The organism is Methanosarcina acetivorans C2A (assembly GCF_000007345.1).
Taxonomy (GTDB): domain Archaea; phylum Halobacteriota; class Methanosarcinia; order Methanosarcinales; family Methanosarcinaceae; genus Methanosarcina; species Methanosarcina acetivorans.
In genome coordinates this window covers 2,821,223-2,846,798 of sequence record NC_003552.1, presented here as the reverse complement: position 1 = coordinate 2,846,798, position 25,576 = coordinate 2,821,223, and the positions used below count along the sequence as shown (strand labels likewise).

Here is a 25,576-nt window from a genome sequence, read left to right as displayed (position 1 = left end):
GCTTATCGAGCCAATAACACGCAGTTGCTGTTTTCGAGTAAAGAATTAAATGTTCATTTCGCTCCGTTCAGGAGGACAAATTTATAGATTTCTTTCAACCCATACGATGTCGTTCGTTCTATAATGTTTTTCTTTCCCGCTCGACGCAGGAGAGCAGCTTGCCCAAAGCGACAAAAAAGAGGAGAAAGAAAGGAAAGGCCAGCAGGCAGAAAAGACTAACTACACTGTAAGTAACTAACCTGTAATAGTCAACAGAAAAAAGTTGACTTGCTGCTTCGTTTACTCTATTTCTGCTTTTTTTACAGGGCCGCCAGACATGCTGGCGGAGATATCCGATATCATCGTAAATTAAAATTCAGTTTTCGGGGTTAAGGAAAGTATTTTTCACAAAAACAGGGATGTAGCTTTAGTACTTTTTTACCTGGAAACAGGCCGATTAGAGTCCTGCAAGCTATGGAGAAAACAGGAAATATGACTTTCAGCGGGCTGGAGAACAAGATCTTATCTATCGGTGACCAGGCAGAAATGGATTTGTGGAAAAAAAGATTTAAAACAAATTTACATCACCTGAAACCCCTCTATAGAGCTAAAGCAATAAGAAATGTAATAAGAAATAGGTACTTTAAAGACAGATGATTCCTTTAAAACATGTTATGGAGCAAACAAAATGACACTGGTTATTGCTTTTATCGGAAAGAACGGTGCAGTCATGGCCGGAGACATGAGGGAAATAACTTTCGAAGGGGAAAAGCCCGACAGGGAAAAACTTGAAAAAGAGCTATACAACGGTGCAATAGTTACGGACGAGGAACTGGCAAGAAAGGCAGAGGAGGCAGGGGTCAAAATAACGGTCACGGACTGCAAGAACAAAGTCTCGGAGAGAAACGGCATCCTGGTAGGAGAAGTTTCCTCGGTTGAAAGAGGGATCGTTAAAAAAAGGAGGCTGTACGCATCAGCAGGCAGCTATGCAATTGCCGAACTCAGGGACTCAGAACTTACGCTTACCTCACAGGGGAAGGGCAGCAATTTCATAGCTTTCGGAAATGAGTTTACAAAGCAGGTCGCTAACAAGTGTTTCAAGGATAACTGGACGAAAAAGAGCAAACTTCAGGACGCAGTGAAGGTCCTCATGCTCTGTATGGAGACCGCAGCAAAGAAAACAGCGTCCGTGAGCAAGCAGTTTGTTATCGTCCAAACCTCATCGAATGTTGATGTTTTAAAACTTGTGGAAAAGGACGGAGGAACCTGAAAAAATATCGGGAAAAAAGAAAAAGTATAATCGTATTTCTAATTATTATAGCTTGCGTTGTTCCATAACTTAGAGTTATCCAAAAAATATTATGACCGAATGCAGTTTTTACAATAGGCATGCGCACAGGGATGTACACATGGAATAGATATTGTAGTCTTACAGCGTGTCATTATTGACTTTTAGGATAAGTTCTGAATGCATAGAACATAGCAGTAAAACTAAAATCATAGATCAACTGCATTACGAACTATAGTCAGACTTATGGGAATGATCAGACAGAAATAGATTCCATTTAATATTTGACCGGATTGGAACCATATCTTGAACCAGTTCTTTCTTCTCCTTCTCCTCGTTCTTCTTTTTCTTCGACTTTTATTTTGTGCCAACCAGAACGCTGTATCTTTTTCTCCCTGATCTGTTTCACAGCATAAGCAAGTCCTGCTATTGCTAAAAGTAAACCCGCTACTTTAATGCTTTTAGACATAATAATTCACTCCAATTTATTATTGCACCTCATCATTTATTAATATAATCAAACAGTCAATAGAAAAATCAGTTTAATATTAAAACGATGATTAGATAAAAATCAAAAAAGTGCAGAGGAAATCTCTACTGACTGTTTTTTTGTCTTATTCCTCTGCAAAAAGCTCGACAAATTCGAATTTTGTCACATCAAACAGTCCTTTGTCTCCAAGTTTAAGCTCGGGAATTACCAGAAGCGACATAAACGCAAGGGTCATAAAAGGCGACTCAAGCGAAGTTCCGAGTTTCCTGGCTTCTTCGTTCAGCAGCCGATACCTGGAAGCGACCTCGACCCCATCAAGGGTGCTCATAAGGCCTGCAACCTCAAGCGGAAGATCAAGAAGGTTTTCTGCGGTGCCTACAACGATTCCTCCTTTATTTTCCACTAGCCGGTTGACAGCTTCAACTATATCTTTATCAGTGGCTCCAACTGCAATAATGTTGTGGCTGTCGTGGGCAATGCTGCTTGCAATAGCTCCTTCCTTCAGGCCTATGTTCTTTATGAAACCGATCTGGACAGGGTCATCTGCGTACCTGCTCAGGACAACCATTTTCAGGATATCCTTCTCCGGATCCGAAACCATGTTACCGTTTTCTACTTTTGGAAAAGCCAGCTCCTGGCCTGTAACCAGTTCTCCGTCCCGGGCAACTATCACCCTGATTTTTCGCATTCCTTCCTTTCTGTCCCCGGTTTCCTCTGCCGGCACAGCCAGTTTTGCAGCATCGATTGAAATTTTATTTCGGTTGAACACGTTTTTTGCAGGAACTTTTTTCATAGGGAAAAGAACCTTTCCGTTCTCGTAAACACATTCTCCGTCGATGAAGGTACTCAGCACGTTGAAGGACTTCAGGTCGTCCACGGTGATGAAATCCGCAGGGTCACCTTCACGCAGCAGCCCGACATTGAGCCCGTAATGCTCTACCGGGTTGATCACCGCTGCCCTGATAAGGTTAAAGATATCAAGTCCCTTTTCCTGCCCGCGCCGGATCAGCTTGTCGATATGCCCCTCATAGATCAGGGTATCGGGGTGAGAGTCGTCGGTGCAGAGCATGACCGCTTCGGGATATTCATCTATCAGGCTGTACAGGGTTTCGAAATTTCGGGCTGAACTCCCTTCCCGGATAAGGATTTTCATCCCGAGTTTTATTTTTTCAACTGCTTCTTCGTAAGTAAAAGATTCATGGTCTGTGGAAATCCCTACCCCGATGTATGTCTCGAGGTCGGCTCCCCTTAGGCCAGGCGCGTGTCCATCGATCACTTTGCCACACTTTTTTGCGGACTCCAGTTTTGCCATTACATCGGGGAATCCCAGAACCACACCAGGGAAATTCATCATCTCGGAAAGGTAATACAGGTCCTCTCTTGCCAGCAGGCGGTCAACAGCCTCCGCATCAAGGACTGATCCTGCGGATTCGAATGGAGTTGCCGGCACACAGGAGGGTACCCCAAAAAAGACTTTCAGAGGGGATCTTTTCGAATCCCCAAGCATGAAATCAATACCCTCTTCCCCCATAACGTTTGCAATCTCATGAGGATCGCTGACCACGGCAACCGTCCCTTTTGCAACAGCCATCCGGGCAAAAACCGAGGGCACGGTCATGGAACTCTCTATATGCACATGGGCGTCAACAAGCCCGGGCAGGATGTACCGCTCATGATCGTGTTCCTTTTCTTCAACACGCAGGATCTTTCCGTTTTCAACGGTAATCTCGCCTTTGAACTGCCGCCTGGAAACGGCATCGACAATAATCCCCAGGTACTTTTTCATGCGGATTTATTTTACTCTCAGATGTATAAATATTTCCAAAAAGCCAGAATATAGAATATTACTCAGAAATAAAGGTGTTATCTCTTGTTTTGCTTCAATATCAAATACTTTGCTGTATGTAAAATTTAGACATATTTATAAGATATCTTCGAGTTTTTTACATAGAGGCGCGAGGTGGAAAATTTATGCCTGAACAGGATGTTCCCCGAGTAAGGCTTTTTGGAGCTCATGAGCTAAAAATTAGCGATATTTTTGACGAGAAAAAAGACATTTATTATGTTCCAATTTTTCAGGGAAAAGATGATGTGAATAAACTCCATCAGTCAGCTTATACGGGTAAAAACACAAAATGTGCTATCCTGGACAGTGGGGTTCTCACTGATCACCCATATTTAAAAGACCGGATGGATGCAATCGAAGATTTTACAGGTCACGGGTTTCAGGACAGAGAAGGACATGGCACTGCAGTTGCTTTGAATCTTGCAATGACTGCTCCTGATGCATCAATTTTGATTGGTAAGGTCTATGAAAATGATGATGTGCCTTTATCCGAATATATAAATAGAATTGCACGGGGCGTAAACTGGGCAATAGACAGCGGGGCAAGAATAATTAATCTCTCGGTTGGTATGGAAAAAAGAAAAGAAGACATCAGCAACTACCCTGGATGTTCGGAAGCCGTAAAAAATGTATGCAAAGCTATCACTCAGGCGATTGAAAATGGAATCTCAGTCCTTGTTGCAGCCGGAGCAAATTTTCCGGCAGATTGTCATGAATCAATAATAGTAGTCGGACTGCCCGGAAATCCAGTATACCCAAAAGATGTTCATCCTACTGTTTATTCTCCTTTTAGCCCGATTCTTGTTCCAACTTTTTTGTTTGAAGGTTATGCTCATCTTAAAATGGGTATGTATGAGCAGGCTCTGGCTTTATTTAAGCAGGCGGCTGACCTGCATCCTGAGGATCACCAGCTCTGGAAATATCAAGCTCTCTGCCGGTACGGCTTAAAAAAATATAACGATGCCATACTGTCCTTTGATAAAGCCCTGGCAATCAAACAATCTGATGTAAAGACGTGGTACTTGAAGGGAATTACCCTATTGGCCCTTACTCAAAATGATAAAGCGATCGAGTGTTTTGATGAAGTCCTGAAGCTTGTGAATAATGCTGGTTTGACAGGAATGAAACTAACCGAATTTTCAAATTCAATATCTGATGACTGGTATAACATGGGTGTCTACTACGAGCAGGCCAGTAGATATGACGAAGCTGCAAACTGCTATGATAAAGCCATCAGGATTGACCCTCTCAACGCCAAAGCCTGGAACAACAGAGGCGTAATTTTGGCAATAGAGGAAAAATATGAAGATTCGATAAAATATTTTGAGGTAGCAACAGAACTCAAACCCTCAATGGTTGATGCCTGGTTCAATAAAGGGCTGGCACTTTCCAGGATTGGCAAATATGAGGAATCAATAGAATTTTTCGATAAAGCAATAGCAATCGATCCTGCCAGCAACAAAGCATTAAAAGAAAGAATCCGGGTGTCAGGAAAACTGAAGAGCAAAGAAGAGTAGAGTAAAGCAGAGTAGATAAGAGCAAAGAAGAGGTGTGATAGTGTCTGAAAATGTTGGGATTCAAATCGACAAAATAATATCTAAAGTGAAAAAAGCAATCCGTGAAGTAGAACAGCAATCTTATAGATCCGAGCTGGGAGTTAAAGTTGAAAAGCTGGATTTGAAGCTAAAAACTTTCAATAGTAAAGAAGGCGGCCTGGAGCTGAAAGTACCGGTTGTGGATCTGGATCTTGGGCTTGGAGGAAGCATCTCAAAAGAAGAAACCCATACGATAGAACTTACCCTGATTCCTGTTGATGATACCCGGCTTTTCGGTGTGGAAGATATCGAAGATAATTTAGTAGAATTAATTATGGGAATAGAACAGGGGATAAAAAACGCACTTGTAGATGCTCCCAGGTTTAAACTTCAGAAAGCTTCCGTTGAACTCAATTTTGTAGTTAACGCTGGCGGTGAAATCTCAATAGTTGCTAAAGGAGAGAAGGAAATTGAGACGACAAACAATTTGAAGCTATATCTAACCAGCGCTGAATCTGTTCAGTTTGATTCACCTACAAATTATGGAACAAATTTGAGATAACAAAAGTAAAGATGAAAAATCAAACAATATTATTTTCCAAGAAGTAAATCAGGAACCTGAGGCATTGCAAGCCATTGGGCAAGTGTGACATAAGTTCTGCCAATCTTTTGTGCTTGTTCTATGCCTTTTTGAGTTCCTCTTATTGCCTTGATATAGTCAGAATCAGAGCTTAACTCATCCAAACAAATGAAAGAAAAATTAAAAGAAAATATTACCCAATTGTAGAATTAAAATTGGTTTTGATATAGCTTGCTGATTTGAATTCTGGATCAGATCCACCCCGGGCGTCCATGGAAGCAGTTTTTTTGGGGAAATACTGTCAATAAGGTATTCTCCTTTATCAGGAGTTAGGAAATGTCTTTTTATTGTTTTCATCATAAAAGATCAGGTTCAAAATGGAAAAAAGTAAATGAAGGGGCCCTCAAACCCTTTCATTCCCTGTTCTCCTTCAGTTTTTTTTCAACAGGCAGAACCCAACGCTTTTTCCGCTGTAATGTCCGATGGGGCCGCTGTTGACGATGGTCCTGTCAGACCCGTGCAACCTCATTATGTAACCGCAAGGGTCCATCTCTTCGGTCTTCAGTGACCATATACCTTCTTCTCCGGTGGTGGAGACGACCGGGGACGGATAAGCCCGGGTTACCGAGGGAGGCAGGCTCCAGCCCGAACTTGCCGTACAGGGGGTAGTGCCTGGTTGGACACACAACTCGCCGCCATCCGCCGGGCCCAAAGGTTCGGCCCTGAGGTAGAAGCTGCGGATATAGTTGTTTTTCATACTGTAGCTGCCGTGGATGATATCCCCCTGTCTGAACGCTCCGCATCCCTCTGCAGGGTTTGTAACTCCGTCCCTGGTGTACCCGGTAATGTTCAGGTCAGGTGTCGGCCATGTGTTATCGATCATAACCCTTATGATCTGGTCAGTCCCATCCGCATTCAGCGCCGGATATGTTGTCAGTGTCACGGGGTCGAAGGCTTCCATACAAATCTCCCACAACCCGTCCATGGGGGCACTCGTAATCCACTTTGCCAGTACAAAGCCTTCCACAAAACGCCTTTCGTTTCCTTCCAGGTCCTCAAGATATGTGTAGTACCCATCGGAATCAAGCTTCTGTGTGTGGTTATAGGGGCCGGTGAAACTGGAACCCACCTGGTCTACGAGTTTGACGTTGAAGGAATTGGTCAGCTGTTGCCAGGGTTCGCCCGGAAGGCTGCGGCGTACGAACACCCTGTACTTGAGGGGTATTGCGCTCATCCCGCTTCCCGTGAAGGTATTTGGCGGGAATGCAATATGCCCGCAGATGGTCACCACCCCACCGAACGGGCTTTCGTTTGCGGTGAAAGCAGCCATTAACCCGGTACCGGTAGCAAGCCCTGTTGAGCTGTCAATGTCATCGATCCCCATATTGCCGACAACCGAGATGTAAGGCGTGTGGTCCCCTTCCTCGACGGTCGGGCCTGGGGGTATATGTATAAGCGTATCCCTGCGGTTGCCCCATCTGGGGATATAGTTCGGGTCCCATGCAGGTGGTGCCACTTCCCAGGAAAGGATCGCCCGGATCTTAACGATTTTTGCTCCCTCACTGCAGGGTTTGCGGCGGCCTGTGAGGTTCACGGGCAAAAATACGGAGTACTGCAGTCCCCCCGAAGGGGTATTTTTGATGTCGTGAACGTTCACCACTGAGGTTCCCACATATGTCCAGCCGGCTCCGTCTCCCCAGTCTGCCCAGAAAGCCACATACTCCTCACTTCCGGCAGTGCACAGGCCTCCGGAATAGCCGCCTGACTTCTTGAGTTCGATTACACCGGCCAGCTCGTCCAGGTTCGTGTTCAGGCCGATGCATTTCAGCTCCTCGTATGTCGTGTCCCCTGAGGATATCGGAACGAGTCCCTCAATGATGCCAGGTACTACAGAAAGCTCAAACCCTGCATCTATCAGGGTATCGTGCAGGGATACGGCACTGGCAGCAATGATATTTTTGCCGGATTTTTCCGCAACCTTTTGCCCGAGAGAAAGCGTATCCTTGCCGAGCAGGTTCTTGATCTGTGAAAATCCGAACCTGTGTCCGGGTACTTCTTTGTCTTTGTATAGCTGGAGAAGTTTTGGCAGACTCAACTTTTCGGGTTCCTTGAGGGTAATTTCTTTCTCAAGGTCCACCAGCTCAAGGATATTCTCCGGAATGCTGACCGCTTCCAGTTCAAGAATATCTTTTGTGAGAACAAACTTGAGAGCATCTATCTGGATATATGCATCGAGTGAGTTTCCCCATACCGGTACAAAATCCGGGGTGTCAGCAGGAGGAGCGGTGCTCCAGGACAGGATTGCCCGTACTTTCGGAAGGTTTTCTTTTATGCACCACTTCTTCTTCGCATCAAGAGGGATGCTTACAGCATATTCCAGGGGTTTGTCGCCGGATATATTGTAAGCCTTGAAGCTGACCTCCCCTAAGTCTTCCCATGTGTCCGTATCGTCCCAGTCCACATAGAAGCGGATATATTCGGGGGTTCCGCCGGAGCAGAGATTTCCGCCATAACCGGAAGATTTTTTGATATGTATTACGGCCTCCACCCGTTCGAACCTGGGGTTAAAACCTACACATTTCAGTTCTTCGTAGGTGGTCTTATTTGCCATCACCTTTACAGCTTTAAATGAACTTTCTTTCAGGTTCCCGAAATAATTGGGGTTTATCGCGGTCAGGTACTTAAAGTAAGTCCTCTCCGTCTCAGCGACCTCATATTTGCCTGAAACGGCGGATACCAGCTCAGTAAATCTCTTTGGACCCACTCCCTTAACATTCATAACTTCTTTGAGATTACTGAAACTTCCGATCTTATTTTTTTTTGCAAGTATTTTCTCAGCAACTTTTATCCCGATATCGGGTTCATCAGGAAATTCTACGGTCTTTGCAATCTCCTCTGCGGTCTCAACGGTATTCAAAAACTCAAGGATCTTTTTTTCGTCCGCAGGATCCACATCTTCAAGTGCGATTAAGGGCTTTTCTATTGATACTGTTCTTTTAGCTGTCAAAGAATCACTTCCGACACTACTAACTATTCATATATACTGCTTTTTTTGCAGCCCTGCCTACTAAATCAATATCCACAGCCATCAATGCTTGCTAAACGTTTTTTGGTGGAACCTCCAAGAAAACAAGGTTATCACTGAGAAAATCATTTCATACCGTTTTGCTTTCTTTTCCCACTTTCCGGACTCCACACCGCCAGTATTTTTATATATAGTATTCCAAATTATTAAAGTTTTTCAGCAGGTATATTTGAAAGATTCGGGCAAAAAAAGATTAAAAAAGATTAAGTACTACGCGATATGCTTAAGAAATTTTAATGTGAACAGCGGTAAAAATGACTCCGAGTCCGAAGGGATTAAGCTTCTGTTTCCTTCAATTCCTTTCAAATTTTTCTTCTCAGTACCCGTTCGGATATCCGGCCAATCTCCGGCGGTGGTGAGAAGAAGGGTTTTTTTATCGAAAAACGGGGCAGGTGAAAGATATAAGACAATTGGGTTAAAAATCAGACAATTATTTTCCAAGAAATAAGTCTGGAACCTGAGGCATTGAAAGCCATTGGGCAAATTTGTTATAGGTTCTGTCAAGCTTTTGTGTATATTCTATGCCTTTTTGAGTCCCTTTAATAATCTTGCTAAAATTAGAATTAGGATCATCCAATTCTTTAAGGAAACGGCCTAACTTATTTAGAGGTTTATTCAGTTTTTCTTTTTCACTATTTGAACTCACCTCATCCAAATTGTCCTGAACATTATCCATTTATTCTTTAAGTTTTGGATCTAAGTCTTCAATTTCCCTTCTTAAATCATCAAATTCGGCCTGTATTTTAGGGTTTAGAGAATTTTTAACCAGAGGATTGAAATCAGTCAAAAATGAGTTTAATTTAGTGTATACTGCAGTTAACCCAAAGAAAATATGGATTTGCTTAAATAAAAACGAGATCATTGGATGGGAAAATGGAAATAAATGGAACTTTTCACTTTAAGATTTGAGTAATAGGGAATAGAAAACAAATCTCATCAAAAAGTTCCAATCTACAAGAGACGATTTTATTTCATTACTAACAGTAATTGTCGGACAGCCTGTGAAGGGCGGGGTATTCGTGCCCCTCCGCGCTCCCATTGTAATAAATAAAAGGTACACTGTTAAGTCTTCGGGGATGGCTATAATTACATGTTCGCCTGTAACTGGAAAACTTCGTCTTCCCCGAAAACATAACAGTACCAAAAGAGGAAAAGATAAAATGAAACCAACACGAGTTCCTAAAAATCCTTGTTTTTCTTCTGGACCCTGTGCCAAACATCCAGGGTATTCTGTTGAAGAGCTGAAGGATACACCTTTTGGCCGGTCACACCGGAGCAAACCTGGCAAGGAAAAATTAGCTGAAGCAATTAAAAGAACAAGAGATATGCTTGGACTTCCTGATGATTATTTCGTAGGTATTGTACCGGCTTCCGATACAGGCGCTTTTGAAATGTGCTTGTGGTCTATGCTGGGGTGCCGCGGGGTCGATGTTCTGGTTTGGGAATCTTTCAGTAAAGGATGGGCAACCGACATCACTAAACAGTTAAAATTAAAAGATACCCGAGTTTTTGAGGCAGAATACGGGAAATTACCAGATTTAAAGAAGGTCGATTTCAAGAATGATGTCGTCTTTGTCTGGAATGGGACTACCAGCGGAGTCAAAGTACCCAACGCCGACTGGATTCCCGATGACCGGGAAGGGGTCACGCTTTGCGATGCCACCTCTGCTATATTTGCTATGGATATACCCTACCATAAACTGGATGTCATTACCTTCTCCTGGCAGAAGGTTTTAGGTGGGGAAGGTGCACACGGGATGCTGATTCTATCTCCGCGGGCTGTTCAGCGCTTAGAAAGCTATACTCCTGCCTGGCCATTGCCCAAGATTTTCCGACTGACCAAAGGTGGCAAACTGAATAAGGATATTTTTGCAGGCTCTACTATTAACACCCCCTCCATGCTGGCTAATGAAGATTGGCTGGCAACACTAAAATGGGCAGAGTCTGTCGGAGGGCTCAAACAACTTATCCGGAGGACAAATGAAAATCTGGCGGTCTTCGAGGCATTTGTTGCTAAAAACAACTGGATACATTTCCTAGCGGAAACAAAAGAGATAAGGTCCAGTACCAGTGTCTGCTTTAAAGTTGATTTATCCGACGAAAAGCTTAAAGAACTGATTAAAACGCTTGAGAAAGAAAAAGTTGCTTATGACATCGGTTCTTACCGGGATGCCCCTTCAGGCTTGCGCATCTGGTGCGGTGCTACCGTCGAGAAAGAGGATTTAGAATGCCTCTGTGAATGGATCGAATGGGCTTACAATTTGGTTAAATAATAAAATCCTTTCTGTTATCAAATCCTTTGTGTTATCAGCAAAGAAGAATTCGTGAGAGATCGATAATCTTTTTTGCTGATAGCAAAAGGATGTTTTATTCCTGAATAATTTCATTCATTAGTGTTTGTCTGAGGCTCGGTTTTCTCACAAACAAGTACTGAACGTCTCAATGGATTCTTTGTCTCACGCGGACAGATTTTAAAAATCCCTTCAAAAGAGCTTGTGTCCCATAACCAGGAATAATTACCCTCTGAAGGAATTGTTATGTCGGCTTCGGATTTTATCTGATGAAAAATGCCTTTTTTATCCATTATTTCGCAGACAACTGAATCAACTTTGAAATTAATGGCTGTATCAGCCAGGTTTGTGATCGTAATTCTTACTTTTTCTCCCTGGTTACATGAAAAGTTATCAATTATCCAGTCTTCTTTTCCGCGCGGAAATTTTAGAGCCAAACTTTTTGAGAAGTAATTGATGATACAGATTCCTGAAGCTCCGGCTGCAAGCAGAAAAAGAATATAGATTATCAAAGAAGTTATGGAAGTGCCCGAAATTACTGATGTAGTGGTAAAAGTGTTTGAATTTCCGGAAGTGCTTGAGAGGGTACTCGAATTTGCTGAAGTAGCTGATAGGGTACTCGAATTTACTAAATTAGTTGACTGAGTGCTCAAATTTACCAGGGTACTTGATGAAGTGCTTTGATCTGCGAAAATAACGACGGCACCAATTATCATTGCTATTATAATGAAGCCGATATATATATTTTTGATATGACTCTGCAACTTCTCTTCCTGGAATTTATCCGAAATAATATCATTTAACTCGATATCCAGTAATACCACAGTTTCGAGAATTCTTGCTCTAATTGAGGCTGCCTCAATTATTCTTCGATAGTATGTGTCCAGAAGGTAGAGACCAACGACAAATATGATAATAATTACAGACAAAAAGAGTACAGTAAAATTATTGAAATTGAAATAGATCTGAATAGAATTCGCGGCTAACAACGTAGCGATGAAGACAAAACCATACCTTCGCAATCCATCCAGATATCCATCAAATCTGGAAATAACTGACCTGGCTTCTTTCCATTCTTCAAAAGCACGTGCATAAGCTGACTGATCCTCCGCCATTACACACCTCCAATGCACAAATTATAGTTTTATACACCCCTGAGATAGTGTAATGCTCGCTTCTTCTGTGAAACTTACTGGCAGATTTCAGGATAGTTTTTCATCCAATTAAGGATAATTTCCAGTAAAGCTTTTATCAGAAGCCGCTTTGATAAGCTGCATTACCCTATCATTTTTTACCGATCTTCCTTTTTTACACACTGAATTTATCAGAGAAATTTTCAATTCTCTTGCTTTTTCTTCACACTTTAACTCCAAAAGCTTTTTCATTTTATTCGAGTCCCTCTACAAGGATACAATTATCTCGAAATAATTTTTAAAAACGAGTCTGTTACTATTAAAAATCAAGCAAAAGCCACAACGAATAATCCAAATTTGATACGTTGAAATTATGAAATAAATGTGAAACAACTAAGGTAAGGATGAGAAATCAAACAAAATCATTTTCCAAGAAATGGTCTGGAACCTGGGGCATTGCAAGCCATTGGGCAAATTTATTATAGGTTCTGCCAAGCTTTTGGGCGCATTCTATGTCTTTGGTTAAAACATACCTGTCACAAACACTGCAATTTTCGTCGCAACTTTAACAGCTAAAGGTGCAATATTCTCTACTGCTTTTGCTGTTTCTTTGAGATCCTCAGTTATAGACAAAAGATGTGATTTGTTTGGCTTTTCTCGTGAAATTTCTTTGGCAACTCTTTCAGCATCTTCAATTACCCTATCAGTATCATCAGATTTTGCATTTGCAGCAGGTTCGAGAGCTTCTTTGAGTTCTTCAATAAGAGAAGAAAGTTCCTTTTTCTTCCCATCCTCAACAGCAGGTGCACTCATTACCATTTGTTCGACGTGATCCAGTCGTGCTTTTACATTCACTGGTCCGACTATATCATGTATGTGAATGTTATCATTAGAAATACTAATCTCTCCATAATTTATGGTAGTTCTGCTGTGTATTTCATTGAATTTCTTAACTCTTTCCTCTCTTCTCTTGTAACCATCTAATAACAGTGAAATTGCTATATGTTCGTAGCTCTCATGGCATTGGATGGTTTCTTCTCTTTTCATTTCAGCTTTTAACAACTTTTCATATGAGTATCTTTCAGGACAATTTTCTGAACAGTTACAAGGAATTAGTTTACTGATACTTATCTTTTTTATAGAAGCGTTTATTTGATTAAGTTCATTACAAATTGCGCCGAGTGCCCCTCTTTTATTGTCACCTTTTATTATGATTTCGATTTGTTTTTCATCAGGTTTAATCTTTACAAGAGCACGCGAATTTTGGAGTTTCAACACTGCTCCTTCTCTCCAGCAGAGAGGCATACCATTTTCTTTTTTCTCAATGGATTCATGCATGCGTACGGGTAATTATGCCTGAAGGCAGAAATGAGTCGTAAGAATAGTAGAAGTACAAATTTTCTTCATCGTCCCAATCATAATCTGGTTCATTTTTGGGTAATAGTTCGGGAATGAGATATCTTTTCTTGTCAGGAAGTTCATATGCAAGTTCGAATTTATTCATTAACTCCATTAGTTGCGAGTGAACTGCTGATGGATATGTTTCTTTGTCCCAGATCCGGTCTAATTCATTTTGTAATAACACGCCTTCATTATGGAGAACAGATTTTGCAGACAATATTTTGTAAAATGCTCCAGTCGCCCACTCCGGTTTCAAAATTACTATATTTTTTAGCCCTATTCTATCTTTAAAGTGGAGAATTATCCCAAGATCATGCAAATATCCATCTAATATATCGATATTTTCGGCATCCAAACCTCTAGATCTACATATTTCGCAGAATTCATCGTACAAAATTAGATTATCTCCAATCCCTTCCAGTTCATTTCTTACTTCATACCATGAGTCCACCCATTTCACTCTCATTAGAGGAAGGTTCCAGACAGTTTCACAGATAATTTCTTTTAAATTGCTGATCCCTTTTCCATCTTTGCTGTCAATCTTTACGTAACCGGCAATTTGAAGGAACTTGCTTTTCAAATCTTTCAAGTTCAGGTCATCATCACTTTCGTTCATCTTGCTCATTACAAGGATTATAGGACTGTCCTCTCCAAAAGCCTCGAGAGTGTGCAACCAGTAATAAATATTGGTGTAGTCTTTTGTGATCCTAGCATTCCATACAAGGAGATAGACCGAGCGATTTGTCAGAAAAAACTGGTGAGTTGAATGATAGATTTCTTGTCCTCCAAAATCCCAGATATTTAACTTGATTTTACGGTTTTCTGAATAAGGAGCAGGAATTTCCCATTTTGATATATTTATTCCTTCGGTGATCTGAACATCTTCCAAAAATTCATCGTTAATTAATCTGTAAGCGAGACATGTTTTTCCAACTTTCCCATCACCAACCACTATTAGCTTAGCTTCATTGTTTTCAGTAGTTTTTGATTGTTTTAGGTAAGTGAAAATTGCTTTCACTCCCTGTGAAACGATTTCTGGAGGAAGTGAAATTAAAGGGTTCTCAAATAAGTCAAGTGTTGTAAGGTTTTTAAGTTCTGCAATTTCAGGTGGCAATTGTGCCAGCTGGTTCCTGGATAAGTCGAGTGTTGTAAGGTTTTTAAGTTCTGCAATTTCAGGTGGCAATTGTGCCAGCTGGTTCCTAGATAAGTCAAGTTTTTTAAGATTTTTAAGTTCTGTAATTTTGGATGGTAGTTGTATCAGCTGGTTTCTATATACGTTAAGTGTTGTAAGGTTTTTGAGTTCTGTAATTTCGAGTGGTAGTCGTATCATTAAGTTAGAAGATAAGTAAAGTTCTGTAAGGTTTTTAAGTTTTGTAATTTCAAGTGGCAGTTGTGTCAGCTGGTTCGAAGATGAATACAATGTTTTAAGGTTGTTAAGTTCTCCAATTTCGGGTGGCAATTGTGTCAACTTGTTCAAAGATAAGTCAAGTGTTGTAAGGTTTTTAAGTTCTGTAATTTCGGGTAACAATTGTATCAGTTGGTTTCGATATACATTCAATATGGTAAGGTTTTTAAGTTCCCCAATTTCTGGTGGTAGTTGTGTCAGCTGGTTTACTGATAAGTCAAATGATGTAAGGCTTTTAAGTTCTCCAATTTCCGATGGCAGTTGTGTCAGCTGGTTTCCTGATAAGTTAAGTGTTGTAAGGTTTTTAAGTTCTGTAATTTCGGATGGCAGTTGTGTCAGCTGGTTCTCTGATAAGTCAAGTGTCGTAAGGTTCTTTTCGTAAGCTTCTCTAATAAGCTGCATCACCCTTTCATTTGTCATTTGTCCACCTCATTTGCATACTTGACTTAGCTTATAGAAATTTTTACTTTTTTCTTTCCTTTGCACTTTAACGCTAAAACCTTTTTCTTTTTATTCAAGCCTCTCTATATGGATACAATTATCTCTATGTGATTTTGAAAAAAGAATCTATTATTTTCTGAAAACCAAGCTAAAACCTGAAACTCCTGATTAAAAATTAATACCACCTCTACAATTATTCTCTACATGTCCCCCAAAGCCCGCTGGCAGTTCTGGATAGACCGCGGAGGCACATTTACTGATATCGTAGCCCGCAGCCCTGATGGAAAACTGATAACACACAAACTTCTTTCCGAAGACCCTGCTCATTATAAAGATGCAGCCATGCAAGGGATACGCCAGATCCTCGGGCTTCCAAAAGATGCACCTCTGCCTGCAGAACTGATCGAAGCCGTAAAGATGGGCACAACCGTTGGCACAAATGCCCTCCTTGAACGGAAAGGGGAACGGACTGTTCTTGCTATAACGCAGGGGTTTGGAGATGCTTTAAGGATAGGGTACCAGAACCGCCCGGATATTTTTGCTCAGAAAATCGAACTCCCTGACCAGCTTTATGAAAGGGTCGTCGAGGTTTCCGGAAGGTTCGGAGCAGATGGAAAAGAGCTTGTGTCTCTGGACCTCGAAAGTGCAAAAAAAGAGCTTGAAGCAGCTTACAAATCCGGGATTCGCTCAGTTGCAATTGTCCTTATGCATGCCTACAGGTATCCCGAACATGAACTCAAACTCGGCAGGCTTGCACGGGAAATAGGTTTTACGCAGGTCTCCCTTTCCCATCAGGCGAGCCCGTTAATAAAACTCGTGAGCCGGGGGGAAACGACTGTTGTGGACGCCTATCTTTCTCCGATCCTCCGCAGGTACGTTGATATGGTCCAGGAAACTCTGGAAGAAAGAGGGGCAGAAATAGAAGGAAAAGAAGGCGAAAAGGAAGGAATCCCGGAAGAAGAAAGTCCTGAAGAAGAAAACAGGGGAAAAAATAGTCCAAGACTCATGTTTATGCAGTCCAGCGGTGGGCTTATAGATGCAGACGCTTTTCAGGGCAAGGACTGCATCCTCTCCGGGCCGGCAGGCGGAATTGTAGGTGCGGTTGCTACTTCTCTCCTGGCAGGGGCAAAAAAGGTCATCACTTTCGATATGGGGGGGACTTCCACGGATGTGGCTCAGTACAGCGGGGAATATGAGCGCAGCCTTGAAACCGAGATTGCAGGTGTTCGTCTGCGTTCTCCTATGATGCGCATCCATACCGTGGCTGCAGGCGGGGGTTCCATCCTTCACTACGAAGGAGGCAGGTTCAGGGTAGGCCCGGATTCGGCTGGATCGGACCCTGGACCGGCTTCGTACCGAAAAGGGGGACCTCTTACGGTTACCGACTGCAACGTCATGCTCGGGAAATTGCAGCCTGAATTTTTCCCGAGCCTTTTTGGACCCGATGGAGACCAGCCCCTTGACTCCGAACTTGTGCGCAGGAAATTTGCAGAGATTGCAAAAGAGGTCTCTGACAAGGAAGTATCTGACAAGGAAGTCTCCAAAAATAAAGTTTCTGGAAAGGATCTCCCCGAAAAAGAAGTCGCTGAAAAGGATGGCTCTAAAAAAGAAATTTCAAGAGGAGGCAGTGTTCGGACCCCTGAGCAGGTAGCAGAAGGTTTTCTTTCGGTTGCAGTCGAGAATATGGCAAACGCTATAAAGAGAATCTCGGTCCAGCGGGGGTACAACATAAAAGAATATACTCTCTGCTGCTTTGGAGGAGCCGGCGCCCAGCACGCCTGCAGGGTTGCAGACAGCCTAGGGGTAAAAAGGATCTTCATCCACCCTTATGCAGGCGTACTTTCGGCATACGGGATGGGGCTTGCAGACCAGAGGCTGATAAAAGAGAGTTACGTAGGAGCCGAACTTTCCGACGGGCTGATAGATAAATTAAAGACGGTATTTGCCAGGCTTGAAAAAGAAGGCCTCCTTATGATGTTTGAACAGGAAGTGCGGAAGGAGTGCATTACTGCCCTCTTTAAGGCCCATATGCGTTATGCGGGATCGGATACTCAGTTAGTTGTGGATTTTGCGGATAAGGACGCACTCAGGAGAGGGTTTGAAGAAGCCCACAAAAAACGTTTCGGCTTTGTGATAGAGGGAAAATCCATTGTCGTTGAAGCCGTTTCCGTGGAGACCATAGGGATTACTGAAAGGGTCTCTGATCCTGTACTGGAAACCGAAGCAAACCCTGCCTTTTCTCCGATCTCGGCAGTTCAAATGTACAGCTATGGGGAATTTCATGAGACTCCCGTTTTCCGAAGAGAAGAACTCAAACCGGGGGCCTGCATAAGCGGGCCTGCGATTTTAATTGAGAAAAATACGACCATTATTATCGAACCCGGCTGGGAAGGAGAGATTACGGAACGAGACCATCTCCTCCTGCACCGGAAAATTCCTCTCCCGACCCATACCGCCATAGGGACGGAAGTTGACCCTGTAATGCTCGAGATTTTCAATAACAGGTTCATGTCCGTTGCCGAGCAGATGGGCTACACTCTGCAGAACACAGCCTACTCGGTAAACATAAAAGAGAGACTGGACTTCTCCTGTGCGATTTTCGACAGGCACGGCAACCTTATAGCAAATGCCCCTCACATCCCCGTGCACCTGGGTTCCATGGGGGAGTGCGTAAAAGCCCTTATCCTGACACAATTTCAGGAAATGCAGGCAGGAGACGTCTACCTGATAAACTCCCCGTACAACGGGGGTACCCATCTCCCGGACATTACGGTTGTTACTCCAATGTTTGGCAATTCCGGAAAGATTCTGTTTTATCTGGCTTCCCGGGGCCACCATGCCGATGTGGGAGGAATAAGCCCGGGCTCCGTACCTCCGGGCAGCAGGACCATTGAGGAAGAAGGAGTGCTGAGCGAGGGCATGAAAATAGTCAAACAGGGTCTTTTCTGCGAAGAAAAGCTGAAAGCCTGGTTGAACTCGGGAAAATACCCTGCAAGAAACCCGGAACAGAATATGGCTGACCTCCGGGCACAGGTAGCCGCAAATGAAAAAGGGCTCCAGGAACTGCGCAGGATGGTTGAAGAATTCTCCCTTGAAACCGTTGAAGCTTACATGAACCATGTGCAGGATAACGCCGAGGAAGCCGTAAGAAGAGTTATTGACAGGCTTTCCGATGGAGGATTCACCTATACTCTCGATGATGGGAGTGAAATTAAAGTGAAGGTCACAATTGACCGCAAGAACCGGGGTGCAAAAATTGACTTTACCGGGACCTCCCCCCAGCTTTCAAACAACTTCAATGCCCCTGCCTCGGTCTGCCTGGCTGCCGTTCTCTACGCTTTCCGGACCCTTGTAAAAAGTGACATCCCCCTTAATGCGGGTTGTCTAAGGCCACTTGAAATTATCATCCCCGAAGGTTCCATGCTCAGGCCGGAATATCCTGCAGCAGTTGTTGCAGGCAATGTTGAGACCTCGCAGTACATTGTTGATGCCCTGTTCGGAGCCCTTGGCACGCTGGCGGCTTCCCAGGGAACCATGAACAATTTCACTTTCGGAAATTCGGACTTCCAGTACTATGAAACCATCTGTGGAGGAGCAGGGGCAGGTCCCGGTTTTTCAGGGACTGATGCTGTCCATACTCACATGACCAATTCGAGAATCACCGACCCTGAAATCCTTGAAACAAGGTTCCCGGTTTTGTTAGAGGAATTTTCCATCCGGCAGGGAAGCGGAGGAGAAGGTAAATTCAGAGGCGGAAATGGGGTTGTCCGAAAACTCAGGTTCCTTAAGGATATGCATGCCGCCATTCTTTCAAGCCACAGGAAACTCCCTCCCTTCGGGTTAAATGGGGGCAGTCCCGGGGAGTGCGGGAAGAACACGCTTATTTGCAGGGATGGAACAATTATCGAGATTGGAGGACAGGCTGAATTAAAGTTAGAAAGCAGAGATGTATTCGTTATCGAGACGCCGGGAGGTGGGGGGTATGGTGACAAAAAAGCCGGGGAAGCCAGAAAAATAGTGATCAACAGTAAAAAGTGTTGGGTCAAAAAAGAAAAATAATCGAATCAAACAGATAAGAAAAAGGATATGAAGGTAAAAAAGAAATCAAAAAAGAAATCAAAAAAGAAATCAAAAAAGAAATCAAAAAAGAAATCAAAAAAGAAATCAAAAAAGAAATCAAAAAAGAAAAAGGATTAAAAAACAGGGGTTGTTCGGAAAGCAGGTTTTCACTTTATGAGTCTGTAAGTAAAGACAAAATCTCCTCCGGCTTTTCCGTCGTCATCGCCGTCCAGAGCAATTCCCCTTTCATCCATTATAAACCCGGACCCGGTTTCGCTTCCAAGCAAGGTAATTGTTATTTCAGCCCCGGTTTCGTCCATAGGATAATCCACATACGGGCGGAACATCATGATTCTTGACCCCGAATCCAGTAATCCCTCAACAGGCTCTTCTGATGCGGAACTTTTGACTATTACAGTCTCTTTCGTAATACTTGCACTATTCATGGGCATATCGAATTCGATCCAGATCGGGGAATCATGCCTGAAAGCAAATGTCTGCCTGTCAGGATAAATTGACTTTACCTTAGGAGGAACCTGGCCCTGTTTGAAGTTAAAGGGTAGAGATTTGAAAGCCTCTGGAAGGGATCTGTTACACAGACATTTTTTAGCAGCATATACAATTGCCGCCCCTGCAACTACCCCCAGCAGAAATTTGCTCCAACCGTTTATTTTATGCAAAATCGTTCCCCTCCCCCCTTCTCACTGGACTTTGATTTTATGTCCATTCTTTTTAGCAGAGTATTTTTTAAGAGCGTAAATAGCCACAGCTCCAATCAGTACGCCCATAACTATTTTACCGAGTTTCATCTTTGAAGACCCCCTACCCGTTTCATCCAATTTTACTTCTTTCACTTCTGTTTTCGGTACCGCTTCTTTTTTAGAGGTATCTGCCTTGAGTTTTTCAAGCAGATATGCCCCGAGAACTAATTTTCCATATTTACTTAGCCCTTTACTCTTTTGAGATCCCCCGGGCTTAAGTTTCTTCATGATGTATGCGCTAAGCAATAGCTCACCATATCTTTTCATATTTATCAATCCTGAACCCCCTTTATTTATATTCCTTACCGGAGAGCCTCTTATTTTAATATCTTCCGGAAAAGAGAGGAATTGAACTTAAAATCCCTTTATTTATCCTATATCGCACCTAATATATAACGCCAACTATGAGACATATTAAAAATTTTATAATAATTCTGGATGTATAGTGATTTATTTTTTCCCGGAGTAATGGAAAAATCAGAAATAAGTAAAAAAACTAAAAAAAAATGAAGAAAGAAATAAAAAAAATGAAAAAAATTTTAAAAAAAATCAGAGAAAGCTCTGTTACTTAAAGTTCTATTACTTAAGTATATTGAACTTGTATTCGAAATCTCCCCCGGCTTGTCCATCCTTATCTCCGTCAAGAGACACACCTTTTACGTCAGTGATGGCTCCTGCCCCGGTATCGGTTCCTATTAAAGTAATGGAAACTTTGGCTTTGCCATTTTCTGCAGGATATTTTCCATGAGGCCGGAACATAAGAATCCTCCCTCCCGCATCAAGAAAACCATCCAGAGGCTCATCAGATACCGAACTTTTGACTATTACCGTATCTTTCGTAACTGTGGAACTGTCTATAGGTGCATCGAATTCGACCCAGATAGGGGATTTCATGTTATGGGAAAAAGTCTGGTGATCCGGATAAACAGCCCTCACCGTAACAGGAGCCGGGCCGCGTCTAAACACCTTCCTGGGAAGGGATTTGATTTTTTTGTGCATTTGCTGTTCCTGAATATATTTATCATAAGTGTACTTCAGCGTAATTCCGGCAACCAGACCTCCGACAATTCCAGCGGCTGTCCCCGCGACTGACCCCATTACCAGTCCACCAAGTATATGTTTCTTTGTCAGTTCTATACCCCCTTATATTTTCAGATTTACCCTCAATCTGATAGTAATCTAATTTTATTTTGTTTTGAGAACTATTTGTAACTGTATTTCCTGATTGAAAAGTCAATGTTTATAGAAGAATCAGTGTTACCAACTTTCAGTAAGATAGAAAATTCCCGGTTTACTTTGAATTTAAACAGAATGGTTCTGCTAGTTTGTTTGTTTCAGGCGCATATGTCTTCGGTCATATTATGAGGCATTTACGTCTTTTAAGATTTTTCATGGAAATTGACTTCATGGAAATTGACTCGAGTTTTTTGTGTATTTGCTTCTCATGAATGAGTTTGTCATAACCATACTTCAGTGTAATTCCTGCAATCAGACCTGCAATAACTCCACTGGCGGACCCCACTAAAAGACCCCCAAATAGATGCTTTGTTGTCAGTTTCATACCCCCCAAGTTCTTTTATTAATTCAACAAAATGGCCTGTTTTTACAGCTACTTATCCCAGTTTATATTATCAGCATTATATATAAACAATAACAAAATAAACTATTTAAACAAACAGATTTCTGCTTTTGATTATTATCGATAAAAAGTAAATAGAAAAATAACCTGTAAAAAATCAAATCGAAAATCTCCATTCTGGCTCGAAAAAGCTTTTTGTATTATCGAAAAGAAGATTAAACCATGAAACAATCTATCGGAGCAAAGCCCCTTTCATTTCCGACGCCTGCCTGGGTTGTCGGCACCTACGACATGAATGGAAAGCCAAATGCTATGACTGTAGCCTGGGGAGGGATCTGCTGTTCGAATCCGCCATGCATCAGCGTGTCCTTAAGAAAAGCTACTTACAGTTATGCCGGGATCATGGAAAATAAGGCATTTACTGTAAACATCCCTTCCGAAGCATATGTGAAAGAAACCGATTATTTCGGCATTGCAAGCGGAAAGGAAGAGGACAAGTTTGAGGCAACCTGTCTTACCCCGGTAAGAAGCGAACTTGTGCCTGCTCCTTATGTTGCAGAGTTTCCGGTTGTCCTTGAGTGTAAGCTTCTCCACAGCCTTGAGATAGGGCTTCATACCCTGTTTGTAGGAGAGATCATGGACATAAAAGCCGAAGAAGCCGTGCTCGATGAAAAAGGAAATCCTGACATTGAGAAAGTCCGTCCTGTGGTATACGGGACAGGAAATCGGAGCTACTACGGTATCGGGTGTAACCTGGGAAAAGCCTTTTCGATAGGAAAGAAGCCCTGAGAAAAACCATCCATTACCTAATTCGCAGGGTTGAGGGGTATGGTGAGGCTGAGGGGTATGGTGAGGCTGAGGGGTATGGTGAGGCTGAGGGGTATGGTGAAAATGAATTTGCTGCCTTCCCCAAACTCGCTTTCAACCCAGATTTTTCCTGTGTGCATTTCCACAAATTTCTTGACAAGAGAAAGGCCGAGGCCTGTTCCTTTCTGTTTTCCGTATTCGGAGTTCTCAAGCTGGGTAAACGGCTGAAAGATTTTTTTAACTCCGGCTTTGGAGATTCCGATCCCTGTATCTTTGACCATAATTTTTGCTTGATCTCCCTCAACTCTGGCGTCAACAATAACGAATCCGTCTTCGTGAGTAAACTTAATAGCATTATCCACCAGATTGTATAAAATCTGCTTGAACTTTGTTCTATCCGCCCTTATGGTTGTCAGCTCCTTATCGACCACGCTCAGGATCTGAATATCTTTCTTTGATGCCAGAGGGGTCAATAAAACCTTAACTTCAGAGATCGAATCGAGCACGGAAAACTCTTCTACCTTAAGTTCCATCTTCCCTGCTTCAACCTTGGAGAGATCCAGAATACCGTTTATCAGCTTCAGGAGATGATTTCCGCTCACAGAGATATTGTTGACGTATCTCAGCTGCTTTTTATTAAGCGGGCCAAAATTCTGGGTGAGCAGCATGTCCGAAAAACCTATAATCGAATTCAAGGGTGTCCTCAGTTCATGGCTCATGCTTGCCAGAAATTCACTTTTTGCTTTACTGGCAATTTCAGCTTCCATTTTAGCTCTCACAAGCTCACTTTGCATTTTTCTATTATCAGTTATATCCGAAACAATTGCATACAGGAGTTTTTTCCCACCCATCAAAATAGGATAACTGTATCTTTCAACATCTCGGAGCACTCCGTTTGATAAGCGGTGAGTAAAATAGAAGTGGTTTATATCCCTTGACTTTTCCTGTTCCAGTTCTTCCAGGATCTGCTCTTTTGGAAGGATATTAATGTCGGCAATGTTCAGACCGAGCATTTTCTCTCTGGGGTATCCGTAGAAAGCACAGGCAGCCGAATTTGCATCAAGTATATTTCCGGTATCAGGATCAAGCAGCAACATTACTGCACGGTTATTTTGAAACAGGGAACGATACCGGCTTTCATTCTCCTTTACCAGCTTTTCTGCTTTTTTGCGTTCAGTAATGTCTTCCACTATGTAAATTGTCTGGACATGGAACCCGTTTTCGTCCTTTAAACCCGAAGAGTTGACGTTGACATCCACGGTTTTCCCGTCTTTCCGAACCATCCTGTACTCTTTGTTAAAGGAAAAACCCCTGTTTTCGACCTCTTCTGAAGACTTTTTAATTTTTTCAAGGCAATCCGGAAAAATGAGGTTTCTTATGGGTTGCCCTAAGAGTTCGAACCGCCTGTAGCCCAAGAGCTCACCTACGCGGGAATTGCAGTCAACAATATTTCCGTTTTTTTCAACCAGAAGAATCAGGTTGGCAGCATTCTTAAACATGGACCTGTAGATTTCTTCCCCTTCGTGTATTGCTTTTTCAGTCCTCTTGCGCTGTATTCCCATCCCTATCAGGTTTACAGCTATTCGGAGTATGGACACGTCATCTTTCTCCCAAGTCCCGGTATTGACCACATTGTCCAGTCCCATGAAGCCTGCAAGCTTTCCACTTACATACAGAGGTAACACAATCAGAGATTTGATCCCCTGCTTTCCGAGCACCTCTTTCTCTACTGCTGCTTCCGGAGGCAGAGCCAGAACATCAGGGATGTGGATTATTTCATAATTGAGGTTCTGCCAAAATTGATAAAAATGCTTTAAAATAAAAAAAATAGGTCAAAATCACGTATTTTGACAAAAAATTACCTTTAAAACCTCTAAAATAATACTTCAAAATGCCTTTGAATACGAATTAAGCTCAAAAACTGATATAGTATTACATTTACTTTAAAAATTAGAATTTATTGCAACTTATTTCAATAAATCACATAAAAACATAAATATTTATTATATTTTGAAAGTTCAAAAGAAGTTTATTTCCAAATTAATGAGTTATTTCTTACTCCAATATTAATTATAGATAAAAATAACGAATTAAATAGATTTTAAGTTGTTATGAGGTAAATTTTTCACGAAATAAGCTACGCTGTTAAGTATTAGCGGAAATAAAGGGATTATGTGAAAAATGGCAAAACCTCAATTGGAAAGTTTTTCCATCCACCAGGGGCATTCATCGCAGGAAACATTTTGAAGGTTATTTTTCTGAGGCTCCACCCCTTCAGCACACCATTCATGTGTGTTGTCGAAGACGGTTCCGTTTTCTCGAAGCAGGAAAATGTAACTCCTGCCAGCCCCACAGAGCATACAAATCTTTTCAAGGGTAACGTTGATGTCCCTCTCAAGGATGGCAGGATCTGTGAACATGTTGGAAATTTCAAGCAATACTTATTCAATTTCCAGTTTGTGCCTTATTGCGTTTTTTGAATTTATTCTGCTATTAACATCAAAAACTTCACCTGAATAACTCATAATACCCCCTCATTATCAGGCAGTACCGGAATTCTCTTTTTAATCCAGCGGATGTTTCCGGACTTTTTTTAGCATCCCGTACTCAGAAACAAGATTTTTATCTCCTTTTTTAAAAATTGGTAAAATTCAGATTATTTAATTCCTGACTACTCTTTACAAACAAGTTTGTTTTGTGAGTTTTCTCCACTTTCCTATATAATATATATGAAATTTAAAGGATAAAATTATATCTATAGATACATTTACTGTGTATTTTATCAGCATCGAGCAACTATTATTAAAATTCAAAACTGATATATTACACACAGCAGAATTTAAAACAGAAAATAACCGGGTGTTAAGGTAACTTAAACAAAAAAATCTTTGGGTTT

The 25,576-nt window shown here is 42.1% G+C and carries 23 protein-coding genes; 7 read left to right on the top strand and 16 right to left on the bottom strand.

Annotation, left to right across the window (positions count from 1 at the left end; translation table 11 throughout):
* Nucleotides 1–453: 453 nt before the first annotated feature.
* The gene (locus MA_RS12015) at nucleotides 454–636 is read left to right on the top strand and encodes a hypothetical protein (protein WP_048065364.1); all 183 of its coding nucleotides are present in this window, start codon (nucleotides 454–456) and stop codon (nucleotides 634–636) included.
* Nucleotides 637–667: 31 nt separating this feature from the next.
* A complete protein-coding gene (locus tag MA_RS12010; RefSeq protein ID WP_011022290.1) occupies nucleotides 668–1,249 on the top strand; it encodes a DUF2121 domain-containing protein in 582 nt (193 codons plus the stop codon).
* 89 nt (nucleotides 1,250–1,338) lie between these two features.
* Here MA_RS12010 and MA_RS29800 read toward each other — a convergent pair whose 3' ends face one another.
* The 3 genes from MA_RS29800 to ade form a co-directional block, all read right to left on the bottom strand.
* Nucleotides 1,339–1,422 carry a hypothetical protein gene (locus MA_RS29800; RefSeq protein ID WP_157860495.1) on the bottom strand — a complete coding sequence of 28 codons (84 nt, stop codon included), beginning with the start codon at nucleotides 1,420–1,422 and terminating at the stop codon, nucleotides 1,339–1,341.
* A 122-nt stretch (nucleotides 1,423–1,544) separates the two neighbouring features.
* Complete coding sequence (locus MA_RS12005) at nucleotides 1,545–1,736, bottom strand: hypothetical protein (RefSeq protein ID WP_048065363.1); 192 nt, start codon at nucleotides 1,734–1,736, stop codon at nucleotides 1,545–1,547.
* A gap of 145 nt (nucleotides 1,737–1,881) precedes the next feature.
* On the bottom strand, nucleotides 1,882–3,543 hold the full coding sequence (gene ade / locus MA_RS12000) for an adenine deaminase (protein WP_011022289.1): 1,662 nt from the start codon (nucleotides 3,541–3,543) through the stop codon (nucleotides 1,882–1,884).
* Between the two features lie 185 nt (nucleotides 3,544–3,728).
* On the opposite strand from ade, the gene MA_RS11995 reads away from it, so the two are divergent.
* Both MA_RS11995 and MA_RS11990 read left to right on the top strand, forming a co-directional pair.
* Nucleotides 3,729–5,120 carry a tetratricopeptide repeat protein gene (locus MA_RS11995; protein ID WP_011022288.1) on the top strand — a complete coding sequence of 464 codons (1,392 nt, stop codon included), beginning with the start codon at nucleotides 3,729–3,731 and terminating at the stop codon, nucleotides 5,118–5,120.
* Nucleotides 5,121–5,160: 40 nt separating this feature from the next.
* Entirely contained in the window at nucleotides 5,161–5,700 is a 540-nt protein-coding gene (locus MA_RS11990; protein ID WP_048065362.1) for a trypco2 family protein, read from the top strand.
* A gap of 29 nt (nucleotides 5,701–5,729) precedes the next feature.
* On the opposite strand, the gene MA_RS26965 is transcribed toward MA_RS11990, so the two are convergent.
* The 3 genes from MA_RS26965 to MA_RS11975 form a co-directional block, all read right to left on the bottom strand.
* Entirely contained in the window at nucleotides 5,730–5,882 is a 153-nt protein-coding gene (locus MA_RS26965) for a hypothetical protein (RefSeq protein ID WP_157860201.1), read from the bottom strand.
* 266 nt (nucleotides 5,883–6,148) lie between these two features.
* The gene (locus MA_RS11985; RefSeq protein ID WP_011022286.1) at nucleotides 6,149–8,725 is read right to left on the bottom strand and encodes a helix-hairpin-helix domain-containing protein; all 2,577 of its coding nucleotides are present in this window, start codon (nucleotides 8,723–8,725) and stop codon (nucleotides 6,149–6,151) included.
* Nucleotides 8,726–9,233: 508 nt separating this feature from the next.
* The gene (locus MA_RS11975; protein WP_011022284.1) at nucleotides 9,234–9,479 is read right to left on the bottom strand and encodes a hypothetical protein; all 246 of its coding nucleotides are present in this window, start codon (nucleotides 9,477–9,479) and stop codon (nucleotides 9,234–9,236) included.
* 484 nt (nucleotides 9,480–9,963) lie between these two features.
* Between MA_RS11975 and MA_RS11965 the strand changes: the two genes are divergently transcribed.
* Complete coding sequence (locus MA_RS11965; protein WP_011022283.1) at nucleotides 9,964–11,076, top strand: phosphoserine transaminase; 1,113 nt, start codon at nucleotides 9,964–9,966, stop codon at nucleotides 11,074–11,076.
* A gap of 110 nt (nucleotides 11,077–11,186) precedes the next feature.
* Here the strand turns inward: MA_RS11965 and MA_RS11960 are convergent, their stop codons facing one another.
* From MA_RS11960 to MA_RS11950, 4 genes are all read right to left on the bottom strand, one after another.
* Nucleotides 11,187–12,209: a hypothetical protein gene (locus MA_RS11960; protein ID WP_048065359.1), complete on the bottom strand. Its 1,023-nt coding sequence runs from the start codon at nucleotides 12,207–12,209 to the stop codon at nucleotides 11,187–11,189.
* A 108-nt stretch (nucleotides 12,210–12,317) separates the two neighbouring features.
* Nucleotides 12,318–12,479, bottom strand: coding sequence for a hypothetical protein (locus MA_RS26960; RefSeq protein WP_157860200.1), 162 nt, complete (start codon nucleotides 12,477–12,479; stop codon nucleotides 12,318–12,320).
* Nucleotides 12,480–12,749: 270 nt separating this feature from the next.
* Nucleotides 12,750–13,565 carry a hypothetical protein gene (locus tag MA_RS28610; RefSeq protein ID WP_011022281.1) on the bottom strand — a complete coding sequence of 272 codons (816 nt, stop codon included), beginning with the start codon at nucleotides 13,563–13,565 and terminating at the stop codon, nucleotides 12,750–12,752.
* Entirely contained in the window at nucleotides 13,558–15,453 is a 1,896-nt protein-coding gene (locus tag MA_RS11950) for a COR domain-containing protein (protein WP_011022280.1), read from the bottom strand. Before MA_RS11950 ends, MA_RS28610 begins: the two co-directional genes overlap by 8 nt.
* A 225-nt stretch (nucleotides 15,454–15,678) precedes the next feature.
* Here MA_RS11950 and MA_RS11945 point away from each other — a divergent pair, with 225 nt between their 5' ends.
* Nucleotides 15,679–19,533, top strand: a complete 3,855-nt coding sequence (locus MA_RS11945) for a hydantoinase B/oxoprolinase family protein (RefSeq protein WP_011022279.1) — start codon at nucleotides 15,679–15,681, stop codon at nucleotides 19,531–19,533.
* A 167-nt stretch (nucleotides 19,534–19,700) separates the two neighbouring features.
* Here the strand turns inward: MA_RS11945 and MA_RS11940 are convergent, their stop codons facing one another.
* The 4 genes from MA_RS11940 to MA_RS11925 all read right to left on the bottom strand — a co-directional run bounded on the left by MA_RS11940 (nucleotide 19,701) and on the right by MA_RS11925 (nucleotide 21,816).
* Complete coding sequence (locus tag MA_RS11940) at nucleotides 19,701–20,213, bottom strand: Ig-like domain-containing protein (protein ID WP_011022278.1); 513 nt, start codon at nucleotides 20,211–20,213, stop codon at nucleotides 19,701–19,703.
* A 21-nt stretch (nucleotides 20,214–20,234) separates the two neighbouring features.
* A complete protein-coding gene (locus MA_RS11935; RefSeq protein ID WP_226990864.1) occupies nucleotides 20,235–20,561 on the bottom strand; it encodes a hypothetical protein in 327 nt (108 codons plus the stop codon).
* A 312-nt stretch (nucleotides 20,562–20,873) separates the two neighbouring features.
* Complete coding sequence (locus MA_RS11930) at nucleotides 20,874–21,392, bottom strand: Ig-like domain-containing protein (RefSeq protein WP_011022276.1); 519 nt, start codon at nucleotides 21,390–21,392, stop codon at nucleotides 20,874–20,876.
* Between the two features lie 256 nt (nucleotides 21,393–21,648).
* The gene (locus MA_RS11925) at nucleotides 21,649–21,816 is read right to left on the bottom strand and encodes a hypothetical protein (protein ID WP_157860199.1); all 168 of its coding nucleotides are present in this window, start codon (nucleotides 21,814–21,816) and stop codon (nucleotides 21,649–21,651) included.
* Between the two features lie 279 nt (nucleotides 21,817–22,095).
* Between MA_RS11925 and MA_RS11920 the strand changes: the two genes are divergently transcribed.
* A complete protein-coding gene (locus tag MA_RS11920; RefSeq protein ID WP_011022274.1) occupies nucleotides 22,096–22,662 on the top strand; it encodes a flavin reductase family protein in 567 nt (188 codons plus the stop codon).
* A gap of 17 nt (nucleotides 22,663–22,679) precedes the next feature.
* Here MA_RS11920 and MA_RS11915 read toward each other — a convergent pair whose 3' ends face one another.
* Together MA_RS11915 and MA_RS11910 are read right to left on the bottom strand one after the other, a co-directional pair.
* A complete protein-coding gene (locus tag MA_RS11915; RefSeq protein ID WP_345939375.1) occupies nucleotides 22,680–24,446 on the bottom strand; it encodes a sensor histidine kinase in 1,767 nt (588 codons plus the stop codon).
* Between the two features lie 426 nt (nucleotides 24,447–24,872).
* Complete coding sequence (locus tag MA_RS11910) at nucleotides 24,873–25,100, bottom strand: hypothetical protein (RefSeq protein ID WP_157860198.1); 228 nt, start codon at nucleotides 25,098–25,100, stop codon at nucleotides 24,873–24,875.
* Nucleotides 25,101–25,576: the final 476 nt, after the last annotated feature.

Bases quoted from the DNA above. Each gene is read 5' to 3' on its own strand.
- MA_RS11930 (WP_011022276.1), bottom strand. From the start codon at position 21,392: ATGGGGTCAGTCGCGGGGACAGCCGCTGGAATTGTCGGAGGTCTGGTT.
- MA_RS11950 (WP_011022280.1), bottom strand. From the start codon at position 15,453: ATGACAAATGAAAGGGTGATGCAGCTTATTAGAGAAGCTTACGAAAAG.
- MA_RS11975 (WP_011022284.1), bottom strand. From the start codon at position 9,479: ATGGATAATGTTCAGGACAATTTGGATGAGGTGAGTTCAAATAGTGAA.
- MA_RS26960 (WP_157860200.1), bottom strand. From the start codon at position 12,479: ATGAAAAAGCTTTTGGAGTTAAAGTGTGAAGAAAAAGCAAGAGAATTG.
- MA_RS12005 (WP_048065363.1), bottom strand. From the start codon at position 1,736: ATGTCTAAAAGCATTAAAGTAGCGGGTTTACTTTTAGCAATAGCAGGA.
- MA_RS12015 (WP_048065364.1), top strand. From the start codon at position 454: ATGGAGAAAACAGGAAATATGACTTTCAGCGGGCTGGAGAACAAGATC.
- MA_RS11945 (WP_011022279.1), top strand. From the start codon at position 15,679: ATGTCCCCCAAAGCCCGCTGGCAGTTCTGGATAGACCGCGGAGGCACA.
- ade (WP_011022289.1), bottom strand. From the start codon at position 3,543: ATGAAAAAGTACCTGGGGATTATTGTCGATGCCGTTTCCAGGCGGCAG.
- MA_RS11920 (WP_011022274.1), top strand. From the start codon at position 22,096: ATGAAACAATCTATCGGAGCAAAGCCCCTTTCATTTCCGACGCCTGCC.
- MA_RS11965 (WP_011022283.1), top strand. From the start codon at position 9,964: ATGAAACCAACACGAGTTCCTAAAAATCCTTGTTTTTCTTCTGGACCC.
- MA_RS11960 (WP_048065359.1), bottom strand. From the start codon at position 12,209: ATGGCGGAGGATCAGTCAGCTTATGCACGTGCTTTTGAAGAATGGAAA.
- MA_RS11910 (WP_157860198.1), bottom strand. From the start codon at position 25,100: ATGTTCACAGATCCTGCCATCCTTGAGAGGGACATCAACGTTACCCTT.
- MA_RS29800 (WP_157860495.1), bottom strand. From the start codon at position 1,422: ATGACACGCTGTAAGACTACAATATCTATTCCATGTGTACATCCCTGT.
- MA_RS12010 (WP_011022290.1), top strand. From the start codon at position 668: ATGACACTGGTTATTGCTTTTATCGGAAAGAACGGTGCAGTCATGGCC.
- MA_RS11935 (WP_226990864.1), bottom strand. From the start codon at position 20,561: ATGAAAAGATATGGTGAGCTATTGCTTAGCGCATACATCATGAAGAAA.
- MA_RS28610 (WP_011022281.1), bottom strand. From the start codon at position 13,565: ATGCATGAATCCATTGAGAAAAAAGAAAATGGTATGCCTCTCTGCTGG.
- MA_RS11995 (WP_011022288.1), top strand. From the start codon at position 3,729: ATGCCTGAACAGGATGTTCCCCGAGTAAGGCTTTTTGGAGCTCATGAG.